The sequence below is a fragment of the Escherichia sp. 10290 genome, from assembly GCF_030295155.1.
Taxonomy (GTDB): Bacteria; Pseudomonadota; Gammaproteobacteria; order Enterobacterales; family Enterobacteriaceae; genus Escherichia; species Escherichia coli_F.
Genome location: NZ_AP025741.1, coordinates 1370125 through 1385496 on the forward strand (window position 1 = coordinate 1370125; position 15372 = coordinate 1385496).

9 protein-coding genes and 1 pseudogene are annotated in these 15372 nt (G+C 53.7%); 2 read left to right on the forward strand and 8 right to left on the reverse strand.

All coding sequences use genetic code 11. The features are described from left to right. Nucleotides 1-10 precede the first annotated feature (10 nt). Nucleotides 11-8392: an LPD5 domain-containing protein gene (locus tag QUE74_RS06820; protein ID WP_000331685.1), complete on the forward strand. Its 8382-nt coding sequence runs from the start codon at nt 11-13 to the stop codon at nt 8390-8392. An 89-nt stretch (nt 8393-8481) separates the two neighbouring features. Here QUE74_RS06820 and QUE74_RS29455 read toward each other — a convergent pair. Further along, nucleotides 8482-8555, reverse strand: a pseudogene (locus QUE74_RS29455) (Hok/Gef family protein); the annotation flags it as partial. A 768-nt stretch (nt 8556-9323) separates the two neighbouring features. Between QUE74_RS29455 and QUE74_RS06825 the strand changes: the two are divergent. Continuing rightward, nucleotides 9324-9497 (forward strand): con-10 family general stress protein, encoded by a 174-nt coding sequence (locus QUE74_RS06825; protein ID WP_001273658.1) that lies wholly within the window; start codon nt 9324-9326, stop codon nt 9495-9497. A 257-nt stretch (nt 9498-9754) separates the two neighbouring features. Here the strand turns inward: QUE74_RS06825 and rutG are convergent, their stop codons facing one another. The 7 genes from rutG to rutA are packed head-to-tail and all read right to left on the reverse strand — an operon-like array spanning nt 9755 to nt 15198. Further along, on the reverse strand, nt 9755-11083 hold the full coding sequence (gene rutG, locus QUE74_RS06835) for a pyrimidine utilization transport protein G (RefSeq protein WP_001240613.1): 1329 nt from the start codon (nt 11081-11083) through the stop codon (nt 9755-9757). A gap of 20 nt (nt 11084-11103) precedes the next feature. Further along, nucleotides 11104-11598, reverse strand: a complete 495-nt coding sequence (gene rutF / locus QUE74_RS06840) for an NADH-dependent FMN reductase RutF (protein WP_001028095.1) — start codon at nt 11596-11598, stop codon at nt 11104-11106. A 10-nt stretch (nt 11599-11608) separates the two neighbouring features. Beyond that, the gene (locus QUE74_RS06845; protein ID WP_001001172.1) at nt 11609-12199 is read right to left on the reverse strand and encodes a malonic semialdehyde reductase; all 591 of its coding nucleotides are present in this window, start codon (nt 12197-12199) and stop codon (nt 11609-11611) included. Between the two features lie 9 nt (nt 12200-12208). Further along, entirely contained in the window at nt 12209-13009 is an 801-nt protein-coding gene (rutD, locus tag QUE74_RS06850; RefSeq protein ID WP_001354901.1) for a pyrimidine utilization protein D, read from the reverse strand. Between the two features lie 7 nt (nt 13010-13016). Beyond that, nucleotides 13017-13403: a 3-aminoacrylate deaminase gene (gene rutC, locus QUE74_RS06855; protein ID WP_001126793.1), complete on the reverse strand. Its 387-nt coding sequence runs from the start codon at nt 13401-13403 to the stop codon at nt 13017-13019. An 11-nt stretch (nt 13404-13414) separates the two neighbouring features. After that, entirely contained in the window at nt 13415-14107 is a 693-nt protein-coding gene (gene rutB / locus QUE74_RS06860; protein ID WP_024210573.1) for a peroxyureidoacrylate/ureidoacrylate amidohydrolase RutB, read from the reverse strand. Then, nucleotides 14107-15198 (reverse strand): pyrimidine utilization protein A, encoded by a 1092-nt coding sequence (gene rutA / locus QUE74_RS06865; RefSeq protein ID WP_001354903.1) that lies wholly within the window; start codon nt 15196-15198, stop codon nt 14107-14109. Before rutA ends, rutB begins: the two co-directional genes overlap by 1 nt. Between the last annotated feature and the right edge of the window lie 174 nt (nt 15199-15372).

Consider the following 15372-nt stretch of genomic DNA (forward strand, 5'->3'; position numbering starts at 1 on the left):
TGGAGTCTGTATGGCCTATTCAGAGGAACAGCGTCCTGAGGCGCAACTCGGTAACCAGAATCGTAACAGCCTGAACATTCAGCAACCCGGCGAAACTGACAGCTATGAAGCATTTTTCTCTGATCCGAATCGCTGGAAGGATAACAGTACGTCGTTCAGCCTGGGCGATGTATTGCCAACAATGGGTAAAGGTTTCGCCCAGTCCGTCCGGGGAACAGGGGAAATGGCCCGTGGACTCGGTGATGCGATGATTCAGAGCCCGGTAAAAACAGGGGCGCGTATTTTAAATGAGTTTAGCCGTATGGGGCTGCCGGGTGTCGCAACTGTGCAGGATATTTTTGCCGGTGGCAGCAGGGGGGCTGATGAGGTCATCGATACCCTGCCTGATGGCAAAAACGCGGTTACTGATACTGTCGGTAAAGGTCTGAAGGCAACCGGTAAGGCTGTCAGTGATGGTGCCAAAGCCACTGATGAATGGCTGACCGGTAAGATGTCGCCGGGTGCAGTTCGTGCGCTGAATACGCCGATGACCGAAGGCTATAATGATTCTGCGGTCTGGGTGGCGAAGGGTGTAAACCTGATTGGTGCGCTTGTACCTGATATGGTTGCTGGCGGTGTGGCTAGAAAGGTGGGTGATGTCACACTGCGAAAAATGCTGACCGCCGGGCTGGAGAAAAAATACATCGCGGCAGGGATGCAGCCGGAAAGAGCCACGGCACTGGCAGCAGAAGCTGTCGATAAAAAAATGCCGGATTTATTCCAGGCGGGCCTGATCACCCATTCCACTGTAAGTGCACAGGGGCAGAGTGCAATGGCGGCAGCAGATGCTGTTCTTAATGCTGATTACTCTGAGCTGGCGCAGTCACCGAAATTTCAGCAGACGTTTTTGTCCATTGACGCCGACCCGCAGCACGCACAGCTTACTGATCGCCAGAAAATGGATCTGGCAAAAGAGCGTGTTGCCGATGAGGTGCGCGCGCAGCTGGCAACCGATCCTGAATTGCTGGCTGTGAATGCCATGGCGGCAAAACTGGGTGACGCACAACTGTTTAATCTGGTGACACGAGGCACAGCGAAGACCGTTAAAAGCGGCATTGTCAGAAATGCCACTGCACAGGGGGCGATTAATGCGGCGCAGGGCGGCTATTCACGCTATCAGGAAAACACGGCATTGCGTGAGACCGCCGGAATGGATGTATCGCCATGGGAGGGCGTGGCTGACGCAACGATCGAAGGTGCTGCCCTTGGTGCTGCGATGGGGGCTCCATTCGGTGCGGTTGCCGGATATCGTGGCAGACGTCAGGCCGCAGAAGAAACCGCCATGCGTGATGCTGAAACCGTGCAGCAGGACGACGCAGCCCCGCAACCAGAATCTGTTGATCCGGTGGCGCAGCAGCGTGAATCCATGCAGGGCATGAATCGCGAGCAGCTTCTGGAGCAGTATGCTGATGCGGATATGGCAACAGAGGGTGACGCATCCGCAGCTCATCGCCGGGAAGCTGCCAGCCAGTTGTTGAATGAACTGGACGAACAGACGAAGCGACAGGCTGTGATGAATGAGCTGAAGGCGAAGCCGCGTTCTGAACTGCTTGAGGAATACCGCAGACTCAGCCAGAAAGAGGGGCGCACCGAGACTGAAGAACAACAGTTTCAGGCAATACGAGAAGTCATTCGCCCACAACAGGAAGTGACGCCGGAAGCACAGTCACAGCCTGAAAATGCGGAGGATGGTAACGGGAGCATTTACCCGACGGTGCGGTTCCGGGACCCGAATGAAGTCCGCATTGAAATTAACGGGAATGGTGCGTCCAGACCAGCGGAACGCATTGAGAAGGTGCGCCCGGACAACCGTTATTTCACGGATGAGAAAAGCGCCATGGGGAGTGATGTTTTCCGTAATGCCGCCGCCACCGGCCTGAAACCGTCCGTAGTGAAGAAAGGCGAGAATCAGTATGCCGTTGAAATGGATAATCCTGCGTTCTCTGAAGATGTGGCAACGGAAACCATTAACACCCTGGCTGACAGAGAGCGTATTGCTGATGCTGACCCGATGGAGCAGCCCGCGTTCATGCGTGACCCGCGATTCCGTGGTTTCACGGGGGATGATACGGAGGTACAGGCCCGCCTTGCCCGTGGCAACGCGCCGACGGCGGAGGAGCTTGTACGTTCACAGATGGCTGAAGGTGATGCCGGTCCGACAGCACAGGAGTTAACTGAGCGTCCGCGCCTGCCCGCTCCCGGCGATATTCATCCCGGACAGGGATATCCGTTACCGGGAGAAGTGGCGCGTACGCCGGATGAAAATCAGGCCGGACGTGGTGGTCGTTTTACCACAACCGGTGAGGTTAAGGGCCAGAGTTTCCAGAAAGGACAAGCTCCGGCACCGGAAAACGCCGCTGGTCGCCAGGGGGAAACACTCGAGGGTGAAATGGTTCGTCGTGGTCTGCCGTCACCGGATGCGCAGAACGCGACAGCACCGGTACGTGAAGGGCTACCGGCTCCGGACATTACACACAATGTCCGTATGCCTCAGCCTGATCAGCTTCCCCGAACTGTTCGTAACTCATTGCCTGAGCTCGCACAGCAGGCAGAAGTACGTCGACAGGCCGGAGGAAATCGTGACATCCCGCAGCCTGAGACAATCGCACCTGAATCTGAAACAACTGTCTCTACTGACAGGGAAGCTACTGTGCGCGGAGGTGAAGTCAGGGGCAAAAAAATTGAAGACTTTGGCGAGGAAATTAAAGGGGCAGCCAAACACCGTTATGCACAGCTTGCTGAAACACTGGGTAAAACGCTGGAAGACAGGGATTATGCCACGCAGCCGCTGAGCAAACTGTTCCCGAAACCGGACTACGCAAAACTGGCGAGCGAAGGGGCTGATGCTGACACCCTGGCAATGATAGCGCTGTATCGTAGCGATATTCCGGCGAAGACGAAACACAATACGGCTGGCTGGGGGGAGAGCGTAAAAAAAGTACGACACAGTGTATCGGAAATGCTTAACGGAACGGTCAGCGCGAAACGCCTCGCAGAATGGATGGAAGGCAGAATGCCCTCCCGTTACGCGGATACCTGGCAACTGTTACGCACTCTGCCACCCTCACAGATGGACAAGGCTTCTGCTTATCGGGTGGTATCGGGTGTGTATCAGGCGGCAGGAGGGAAGCGTTACGATCCGCCACAGAAACTTTATTCACTGCGCAATAAGGACAATAAGGGGACTAACCTCTTTTTCTCGGAAAGCAGGGATGAATTACTGACAAAGGCGAAAGTCTGGTTTGCAGAGCTGGAGGAAAAGTCACAGGCGAAAGGAGATGAAAAAACGGCACCGTCACCGGATGACAAAATCCGCTTTGACGTTTACCGGAATACCCGCAGTGGCGATATTTTTATCGCTTATGGCAAAAACAAAATGCGGGTGAGAGGTGGCTTTAAGTCAGCCAGTGATGCGCGTAAGTACATTGATTCACATCGTGATGAGCTTGTTCGTCATGTGAAGGAGATGCGGGAGATTTCGCGTGAGGAGCAGCGTAACGCCACCAACCGCGACCGTACCGGACCAGAACGCCGTAAAGGGGATGTTTCACCGGAGCAGTTCAGTGATGCGTTTGGTTTCCGTGGTGTGCAGTTTGGTAACTACGTGGAAGGTCCGCGTCGTCAGGCTGATTTGAACCGGGCTTATGACTCGCTGCATGACCTTGCGGAAGTATTGAATGTACCGACAAAAGCGCTTTCCCTGAACGGTCGTCTTGGCCTGGCATTTGGTGCCCGTGGTAAGGGTAAGGCGGCAGCACACTATGAGCCGGGTGAGGTGGCAATCAACCTGACAAAAGGTAACGGACCGGGTGCGCTGGCGCACGAATGGTTCCATTCTCTGGATAATTATTTTGGTCGTTATGACGTTTCCAATGACGGGAAAATTACGTCAGGTGGCGACTTTATGACGGAAGCACAGCGTGTCAGGCGCATATTTAAAGACGGCAGGTATGTTGATGCTGAATATCCGGTACGTCAGGAGGTTTACGATGCTTTTAAAGGTGTGATTCAGGCCATTAAAAACAGTGACATGCCGCGTCGTTCAGTGCTTCTCGATGAGGTGCGCTCAAAACCGTACTGGTCAACGGATGTTGAAATGGCGGCACGTGCCTTTGAGCGTTATGTTCAGGATAAGGCGCGTATGGCTGGCGTGGAGAATGATTATCTGGTCAATATCCGTAAGGCACCTGAGCACAACACAGATAACACCTGGGCTTATCCGACGAATGCGGAACTGGATGGCGGTATTCGTGAGGCATTCGATCACCTGTTCCGCACCCTGAAAACCCGTGAGACGGACAAGGGCGTTGCGTTTTATTCCCGTAAGGGCGTTACCCGCACACCTGAAGGTAATCTCATTTCGGATGTTAACCGTAGTGCGGAAGCCAAAGGCAGCCCGGTCCCGCAGGTTGAAGCGGTTGCCCGTGGCGTGATGAGCGGCATTAAGGACAGTGACCTGAAGGTCCGTGTGGTGAAGTCACAGAAAGAGGCTGAAGCGCTGGCGGGTGAATTGTTCGATGGTTACGGCAGGGTGCACGCATTCTATCGTCCGGATAAACGAGAAATTGTCCTGGTGGCGGATAACATCCCTGACGGGCGGACCGTTCGCGAGAAGCTGCGTCACGAGATCATTCACCATGCCATGGAGCATGTTGTCACACCAGCGGAATATCAGACGATTATCAAAACCGTGCTGAAAACCCGCGACAGTGATAACGTCACCATCCGTGAAGCCTGGCGTAAGGTTGATGCTTCCTATGGTAAGGAATCACCGGAAGTACAGGCGGGTGAATTTCTGGCACATATGGCGGAGAAACAGCCGAATAAATTCGTGGCGGCATGGGAGCGTGTTGTTGCCCTGGTCAAAGGGGTACTGCGTCGTACGGGGTTACTGAAGCCGACGGAACTGAACGATATCAGACTTGTTCGCGAGACCATCCGTACGTTAGGCCAGCGTGTGCGGGAAGGTTACACGCCGCGTGAGGATGGCGCGGGCGCATCGTCTCAGTACTCCCGTAGTGGTAAACGTGATCCGTTCAAAGTGCCGGAAGGTGAGGGCGAGCGTTATCGTGATGACCTTGCCAGAATGATGAAATCTCTGCGCACCACAGATTTAACGGTAAACATCGGGCGTACGCCGCCGGTATTGCGTCACCTTGGTGCACCGGATTTGCCGCTGGTTATTTCCCGCGATACTGTGCGGAAGGCCACCAATGGTGTGAAACATGTGGTGCCGATGGATGTTATCGAGAGACTACCGGAACTGATGCACGATCCGGATGCAATTTACCGCTCAGCGACAGAAAGAAATGCGGTTGTGATGCTGCTTGATGCCGTGGATAAAAATGGTGATCCGGTGGTGTCAGCGGTACACATGAAGGCTGTCCGGTCGCGTCTGGAAATCAACAAGGTAGCTTCTGTTTACGGTACAGAAAATGGAAAAAAACTGAAGAGTATGGAAATGACCGGGTTAACGTTGTACCGGAGAGAAAAATTAAGCCGCGATAACCTTCTGCACAGAGGGCTCCAATTGCCCAAAGGGGAACATTCTTATCGCGGCTCTGCGGATAAAATACTCTATCCTGAAGATATTCGCAAGGGGCCGTATTACTCCCGTACCAGCAGTCTGACACCGGAAGAGACAATTGCATCGCGTTTTGTGCGCCAGATGCAGGATAAATTCCAGGTGCTGAAAGCTGTTCAGGAGAATATCCGTAAAACTGGCGGCAAAGTGGACGACAGTAACAACGCTTATATGGCGGAAGAACTCTTCCACGGGAAGGCGGAAAACGACCTGAACGTGATGAAGGAGCGCTACGTTCAGCCACTGGCTAAATTACTGGCGGACTACAAAATTGCGCAGGCCGATCTGGATGAGTACCTCTACGCCCGTCACGCGCCGGAACGTAACGCGCATATCGCGAAAATCAACCCGAAAATGCCGGACGGCGGTTCGGGGATGACCAACGCGGAAGCGGCGGAAATCATGCAGCGTGTACGTAACAGTGGCAAACAGGCACAGTATGACCGTCTGGCAGGGATTATTGACGATATGCTGGCCCGTCGCCGTGAGCTTATCCGTGAGGCCGGACTTGAAGAGAACGGTGTGGTGGATGCCTGGCAGAACGCCTACCGTTACTACGTTCCCCTGAAAGGTCAGGATGTTGACGGTGTGGTGTCACTGCCCCGTACAGGTAAGGGCTTCACCATCGGCGGACGTGAAAGCAGGCAGGCCATGGGGCGTGCATCCCGGGCACAGTCTCCGTCCACTCAGGCGATACAGGACCTGAGCGAATCGCTGATCCGCCATCGCAAAAACGAAGTGGGTAACGCCTTCCTGAAACTGGTGCAGGATAATCCCGACAAGGATTACTGGCAGGTATTCACCGATGACAGACCGGATACCATGCGGACGATTGCAGAGCGCAAGGACCAGGAAACTGGTGAAACCATTCGCGAAGTTGTCGAACGCCCTGTACCGATGGCAATGATGGCAGACCGGTACTTCACCACCAAAAAGAACGGCAAAACGTACTACATCAAACTCCATGATCCGCGCCTGATGCGTGCGATGAAGAGTATGGGACCGGAAACCAGCAATGCCTTTGTTCGTACGCTGGGGAAAGTTAACCGCTTCCTGGCAACGGTGAACACGTCGTATAACCCGGAATTCCTGGTCAGTAACTTCATCCGTGACGTGCAGACGGCGGTGATGAACCTGAAGGCGGAGCAGGGAAGGAGCGACGGTAAACTGAAAGGGCTGGATAACTTATCCGCCCTGGCTGTGGTGAAAGACAGCCGTTCTGCCATGTCAGCCGTATACGCCAGTCTGCGTGGTAAAACCCTCACGGGAAAAGGTGCACAGTGGCAGAAGGTGTGGAAAGAGTTTGTTGAGGACGGAGGGAAAACCGGCTGGTTTAACATGGGTGACCTTGAAGGCCAGCAGAAGGAAATGGATCGCCTTGTCTCACTGGCGAAGGGGGGATGGAAAGGCCAGAGTATCGGTGCATGGAATTCGTTCCTTAACCTTGTCGAGGATGCCAACGGTGCGGTTGAAAACGCTCTGCGTCTTTCTGCCTATAAGCACGCCCGTGATGCCGGTTTGTCACGCCAGCAGGCGGCGTCTCTTGCCAAAAACATGACGGTGAACTTTAACCGTCGTGGTGAGCAGGGAGCGCTGATGAACTCGCTGTACATGTTCGCCAACGCCAGCATTCAGGGGACCGCAAACCTGGTGAGAACGCTCGGACATCTTAATGGCGACGGGCCGTTACTGGAGCGCCTTCGCTGGAAGAATCTCAATGTACCGCAGAAAATCGCGCTTGCAGCTGTGGGAGCGGGTTATCTGCTTGGCTCGCTTAACCGCAGTGTTGCGGGGGAGGATGATGACGGGGTTAACTGGTATGACAAGGTGCCGTCTCATGTGAAAGAGCGTAACCTCGTCATTATGAAATCGGTGTTCGGGGGCAAGGCCGGAGAGTACTGGAGTATTCCTCTGCCTTACGGGTACAACGTTTTCTTCCTGCTCGGGCATACCGCTGAAGGTGTGGCGGCGGGTGACCTGACGGCGTCCCGTGCTGCCGGTAATGTTGTTGGTGGTGTGCTTGGTGCATTCAGCCCGATTGGCAGTGAGACGTCGGAAACACTGTCCGGGGCATTGCTGAAAAATGCAGCGCCGACCATTCTGCGTCCGTTTGCGAACCTTGCCATGAATGAAAACTTCATGGGGGCGCAGATTTACCAGGAGAACATGCCGTTTGGTACACCAAAACCTGACAGCCAGCTGGGAAGACGTTCAACGCCAGAAGCGTACAAGGCGTTTGCATCCTGGCTGAATGCGTTCTCAGGTGGCAGCCAGTACCGTTCAGGCGCGGTGGATATCACACCGGAATCGCTGAAATACTGGGTGGACTATATCTCTGGTGGTACAGGGCGCTTCATTTCCAAAACCACGGATGCGGCGGTGAAATCGCTGAACGGTATTGATATACCGGAACAGCAGGTGCCTTTCCTGGGGAAAATTTCAGGTGAGGTGATGCCGTATGTTGACCAGCAGAAGATGTACGACCGGATGACAGAGGTTGCGCAGTATCACGCAGAGCTGAAGAGTCTGACCGGCGCAGAAAGAACGGCGTTCATTGACGAGAACAACGGAAAATTGTCGATGAACGGGCTTATGCAGGATACCCGGAAGAGACTGAAGGATTTGCGTAAACAGCGTGATGCCATTTACGCCGACAGTACTCTCAGTCTGGCGCAACAGTCGGCGATGGTGAAATCGGTAGAGCGGGATATGAAAATTGCCGTGGATCGGTTTAACCGCGAGTACAACAAAAAAGTGGGAGTGGATTAACAGAAATGGCCCCGTACGGAAGTGCGGGGCTAATGTGATTGGGGAGGGTGAGGATACCTGACACATCAGAGGTGGCGAGGGATTCCTCCCTTGCAGAGGTCTTTCTTCGTTATCAGTGCCGTCACAATGACGGTAATACAGAGATGAGCAGGGTGATTAACATCGCCTTTTGCTGCTTTCATTGCATTTCTCCCGCGATAGCTCAGGCGTATTTGTCAATATGCAGAAATATTGATGAACGAATGACGGTAAATACCCTACCCAGAAAATTAACGTAAATTCACATCGTAAACTTGCGTTAATTATCTGAAATATATACTTAAATCCCCTTAAATCTTTGGGGCGCTATTGGGGCAAAGTGTGGTTGTTTGGGGCATATTTGGGGCAAAAAAGAACGTATAAAGAACGGTGTAAAATCGATTTCTTTATGGTCAAAATGAGGTCTAACATATTGAAAAGTATATGCTCTTGGACGATCTTCGGTAATTCTGTGTTTTTAATGCTTCATGGTTTCAATATGTCCGTACATGGAATAATAAAGCACCAGAACTTTAGCCATTTCTAACCACTCCTCGTGTTATCTCTATTCCGTAGCGATTCGCTACCACTTATTTAAAGATAAGACGTCCTTTTCAGAGTGCAAATTTCACAACCACTTATTTGATTTATAACAACTTTCACAAGCACGCAATTTTGTCGCAAAATGACACATTTTTATCTCATCGCGTTTTTTTAATCATAAGAGCGGCTTATAGATAATTATTGGAGATGATATCTATTCTCGCTAAGAAGCTGTTGCAGGATATTACCAAACGCGGGTCTGCCCGCGTCAGTTCACTAAGCTTAGTCCCACGTAGCGAAAATATGGCAGCCGCCATACGCCGCGTTAATTCTATGCAATATGATGTCTATACCCAGACGGAGGTCAGTAATGGCAAACCATCGAGGCGGTTCCGGCAATTTTGCAGAAGACCGCGAAAGAGCATCAGAAGCAGGTAAAAAAGGTGGACAGCACAGCGGGGGTAATTTCAAAAATGACCCGCAGCGCGCATCTGAAGCAGGTAAAAAAGGTGGCAAGAGCAGTCACGGTAAAAGCGACAACTAGCCGGGCTAATCAATGACGCATGCATTTTTGTCTGTCGCTCGTCAAAAAGCCATCACCGCCGGTTACCCCGGCGGTTGATACTGATGACAAATGTAAGCTTGCCTGATGCGCGATGCTTATCAGGCCTACCAGAAGATTGCAATATATTGAATTTGCACTGTTTTGTAGGCCGGATAAGGCGTTCACGCCGCATCCGGCATGAACAATGCGCACGTTGTCAACAATCTGCACCGCCGGTAATCCCGGCGGTTTTCTGTTTATGGTTCCTGATGAACAACTTCTGGCGGAGGAACGTCAACCAACCTTCTGCTCAACAACGCATTGAGTAAAATCGCGCCAAAGGTTGCTGTACCGATCCCTCCCAACGTAAAACCGCCCAGCGTGAGAGCAAAATCACCAGCACCCAGCACTAAGGTTACTGCGACCATAATCAAATTACCGTTCTGACTTAAATCCACACGATTTTGTACCCAGATCCGCGCGCCTGCGACGGCAATTAACCCGAACACAACAATTGACGCACCACCAATCACCGGTGCCGGAATGGTATGGATTAGTGCGCCAAATTTCGGCGAAAAGCCCAACAGCATGGCGATGACGGCGGCAGCAACAAACACCAGCGTCGAGTAGACTTTGGTCACGGCCATCACACCGATATTTTCAGCATAGGTGGTTACGCCGCTACCGCCGACAGAACCCGAAAGCATTGTTGCCAGCCCATCGCCTACGAATGCCCGCCCCATATATGGATCCATATTGCGTCCGGTCATCCCGGCTACCGCCTTCAGATGACCTAAGTTTTCCGCCACCAGAATAACCGCCACGGGCGCAATCAGCATCATTGCCTGACCATTAAAAGCAGGAGTGGAAAAATGTGGCAGACCGAACCAGGCAGCATGGCTGACGAGAGTAAAATCGACGGCTTTTCCCAGCCCTAAAACGTTGGTCATCACGCCATACAGCAGACAGGCGACAATTAATCCTACGAGAATCAATAATCGCTGGATCATGCCACGGGTAAACACCGCCACCAGCCCAATACACAGCACCGTCATTACCGCCATCCAACTATCAAAGGCCGAAGCCGATACACTTTTCACCGCGATAGGCGCTAAGTTCAGGCCAATCGCCATCACCACCGCACCCGTCACAACCGGCGGCATTAGTCGTTCAATCCAGCGCGTACCGATTTTCATCACCACCAGGCCAATGACGGTATAAACCAGCCCACAGGCGATAATCCCGCCCAGCGCGATGCTGATATTCGGATTAATTCCCTGACCATTAAAGCCCGTCGCGGCGATCACCACGCCGACAAAAGCCGCGCTGGAACCGAGATAACTGGGGACGCGCCCGCCGGTAATAAAGAAAAACAGTAACGTGCCGATCCCCGACATCAAAATGGAAAGATTGGGATCCAGCCCCATCAGAATCGGCATTAACACTGTCGCGCCAAACATTGCCACCGCGTGTTGAACGCCCATTATTGCCGTCTGAGCAAACGGCAATCGTTCATCCGGCGCGACCACGCCGCTCTCTGTAGAGGTCGATTTTAACTGCCAGTGAGGAAAACCGAACATTGCCATCAGCTGTCTCCTTAAGGAGGTTAACAAGCAGGGCGCATCAGCGCGTGATAACTGCGATCAAACCACACCAGCCCGTAGGGGGTGGCGTGACGATGAATCGCTTCGATGGCGCAAAACAGGATGTCGTGGGTGCCGACGCTCACCACCTGGCTGATGCGGCAGTCAAATGAAACCAGTGCTTCTTCCAGTTGCGGGCATCCGGTCACACCAGTCTGCCAGCGGGCGGCGGCAAAGCGGTGTTCCATGGGCGTTTTGCCGCCAAAAAGGTTTGAAAGCGGCTCCTGCCCGGCGCTAAGTGTATTTACACACAGCGTTCGATTTTCATTGAATACCGGCCAGACGGACGCCCCACGATTCAGGCACACCAGTAATGTGGGCGGTGTGTCGGTTACGCTACAGACGGCGCTGGCGGTGAAGCCAGCACGCCCGGCGGGACCGTCCGTGGTGATGATATTGACCGCCGCGCCCATGCAGGACATCGCATCGCGAAAAGTTTGTTGATCGACAATGTTCATAGTTTGCTCCTTACAACAGCCCGCAGGCTTCTTCAAAGGACAGACGTGGCAGGCGCGCATAAAGCTTGCTGCTATCGCCATAGCCGATATTAATCAGCAGATTGCTCTTCAGCGTGCTGCCCGTAAAAAAGGCGTCGTCCACGTGTTGACGGTCAAAGCCTGACATCGGGCCGGTATCCAGCCCCAGCGCCCGGCAGGCGACGATCAGATAGGCCGCCTGCATGGAACTGTTGCGAAACGCTGTTTCTTCGGCAAGTTGTGGGCTGGAGGTAAACCAACTGCGGGCATCGCCGTGAGGAAACAGCTGTGGTAACCGTTCATAAAATTCACTGTCCCAGGCGACGATCGCGGTGACGGGCGCGGTCAGGGTTTTTTGCAGATTGCCGCTGGAAAGCGCCGGGCGCAGACGTTCTTTTCCTTCTGCAGTGCGGATAAACACGATCCGTGCCGGAGAACAGTTAGCTGATGTCGGCCCCCATTTCATCAGGGCATAAATCTCCCGTAATGTCTCATCGCTGACGGGTGTCTCTCGCCAGCCGTTGTGAGTGCGGGCATCGGTGAACAGGGTGCTAAGCGCACCAGGGCTAACGGCTTCGTTCATAGCAATTCCTTACAGGGCGGCTTCACGGTGATATAACAGGCTGGCAAGCCCGTTGAGTAACAGAGCATTAAACGTTTCGGGATCAGTCACGTTGCAGGCGTGTCCGCCATAGCGCATCACCATTTTCTGGCTATCGGGCAGGGCGGCATGAAGTTCACTGGAACATGCTGATGGCACGAGCAGATCATCACTGGCGCAGATGATTTGCACCGGGCAGCGGATGCGATCCGTATGGCGACTAAAGTCAGCACGTTTGAGGGCGTTAAGTCGACGCAGTAAATTGTTTTTGCCCTGAAAATGCGCCAGTGCCAGCGCGTCCTCCGCTTCAAGGCGAGGGGCGCGGGCCGCCATCCAGTCGGCGGGGTAGAGGAACAACGGCTGCGCTTCCACCCATGCCTGCGCGCCGCCGCTATGCAGTAATCGTTCGCGAACCTGAAAACAGCGGCGGGTATGGGCGTTTATTCGTAGCCAGCCGTTAACGCTGACCAGTGCAGTGACCGATGCGGGATAATCTAGCGCCAGCTGCATTCCCACCAGCGCCCCGAGCGCATGGCCGATCACCGCATAACGCTCAATCCCCACACTCATCAGCGCCTGATGCAGTTCCTCTGCCATCTGCGCCAAACTGTAGTCTTCCGCCAGCGTATCTGGATTATTTCCGGTACCGCGCTGGTCGTAACAGACTACCTGATACTCCTGCTCCAGCACCGCCAGTTGCGGCAACCAGTAATTGCCGCTGCCGCCAAGACCCGAAATCAATACCACTACGGGCGCATCAGCATAAGGGGGAGGTGAGAGTGAAAGTTTCATCGCCACCTCACTTAGCGATATGCGCAATCGTGGCGATTTCCACCAGCGCGTCAGGCTTTACCAGTCCGCACTGAATGCAGAATCGCGCCGGTTTGTCACCCGGGAAAAACTCGGCGTAGATTTCGTTAATCGCGGCGTAATTTTTCCAGTCGGTAATAAAGATGCTGTTGAAGGTCACGTCCGCCATCGTGCCACCCGCAGTTTCGATAACCTTGCGAATTGTCTCCAGCACGTGGCGGGTTTGCGCCTTTGGGTCATCGGCAAACAGCACGTTGTTATGTTGATCAAAAGCCAGCGTGCCGGAGACATACACCACGCCATCAGCCATCGTGCCGGGAACGAAGGGGGCCAGCGGTGCGCTGCTGCCAGCAGGAATAATTACGGATTTCGGCATCATTAAACTCCTTAAGCGATACGGGCAAAGGACGTGGGAGAAAGCGCGTCGCAGAACGTTTCGACGTCGCTCACCCAGCCAAAAAAGGTTTCGATATTGAACAACGCGGCTTTCTGCGCAAACTCCGGCCCCGCCTGGTGGGTTGCGTCTTCCAGCACCACGCCGAAATACTCCAGAAAAAAGCCGTCGCGCAGCGTCGATTCGACGCAGACGTTGGTAGCGATACCGGTGAAAATCAGGTGGCGAATTCCGCGGCTGCGCAAAATGCTGTCCAGCGGCGTATTGAAGAAACCGCTATAGCGCGGCTTCGGCAGCACAATATCGCCAGGCTGCGGCACCAGCTCATCCACCAGTTGATAGTCCCATGAGCCTTTCGCCAGTAATTTTCCCTGCAACTGCGGCTGCTTACGCATGGTCTTCAGGGCGTTCGATTTATGAAAATTAGGTGAGCCGGGGCCGCCAGCCTCGACATACTGTTCATCCCAGCCATTTTGAAACCAGATGATCAACATCCCTGCTGCTCGCGCCGCGGTCACGGCAGTTTGGATATTGGCAATGACCGGGCGAGTGGTTGAGACATCAAAACCGGCGAGATCTAAGTAGCCACCTGGCGTGGCATAAGCGTTTTGCATATCCACCACAATCAGCGCACTTTGCTGCGGATCGAAGGTAATGGCTTCCGGTCGAGCGGTTAAGGTCGTCATCATGCCACCTCCTGAGTCAGCGCAGGGAGATGGGCGCGGCACTGCATTAGCGGCTGAATGCGCTCGCCGAAGGTTTCGATTCCCGACAGAAAATCATCGAAGGTCAACAGCACGCCTTCGGCACCAGGTACGCTTGCGACTTCATCTAACATGCGCGCGACACTGGCGTAAGAACCGACTAACGTCCCCATATTGATGTTTACCGCCGAAGTGGGATCGGCCATCTGACGGACGTTGGTGTCAGTACCGGAGCGGGTATCTTTCTGACTTTGTTCGGTTAGCCAGCTTAACGCCTCTTCATCCGCGCCCGCTTTGTAGTGTTCCCATTTTGCACGAGCGGCATCGTCGGTTTCGTCGGCAATCACCATAAACAACACATAAGAGCCAACGTCGCGCCCGGTTTGCGCTGCGGCCTGTTTCATCCGCGCAGCGGTCGGGGCGAAAGCCGTGGGTGTATTTACGCCTTTGCCGAAACAGAAGTTGAAATCGGCATACTGGGCGGAGAACGCCATGCCAGCGTCGCTTTGCCCGGCACAGATCACTTTCATGGGTACGCTCGGTTGTGGACTGACGCGGCAATCGTTCATGGTGAAAAAATCGCCTTTAAAATCGCTTTTCCCCGTTCCCCACAGGTCGCGCAGCACCTGGACATATTCGGTGAGATAGTCATAACGACGGGAAAAATAGTCATCGCCAGGCCAGATGCCCATCTGCTCATACTCGGGTTTTTGCCAGCCAGTCACCAGGTTGACGCCAAAACGCCCGCCAGAGATGGAGTCAATGGTTGCGGCCATACGGGCGACGATTGCCGGAGGTAACGTTAAGGTGGCAGCTGTCGCGTATATCTGAATGCGCGAGGTCACGGCTGCCAGCCCCGCCATCAAGGTGAACGACTCAAGGTTGTGATCCCAGAACTCAGTTTTGCCGCCAAAGCCACGCAGTTTGATCATCGACAGGGCGAAATCGAAATGGTAGTACTCCGCTTTTTGCACAATGGCTTTATTCAGTTCAAAGGTCGGCATGTACTGCGGCGCGTGGGTCGAAATGAGCCAGCCGTTGTTGCCAATAGGTACGAATACGCCAATTTTCATCATCAACCTCTCTTCGTCTCGTAAAGTGAAAGTCAGACGGGGCGCTGCATCCTGCATATCCTTTTCAGCCGCGTAATGGCTTGTTTGCAAAGCGGATGCCAGTTTTTAAAAAGTGAATGTTATTAATGTGTTAATGCTAAGTTGTCTAAAATGCCTGGAAAAAAGTGGACTAAA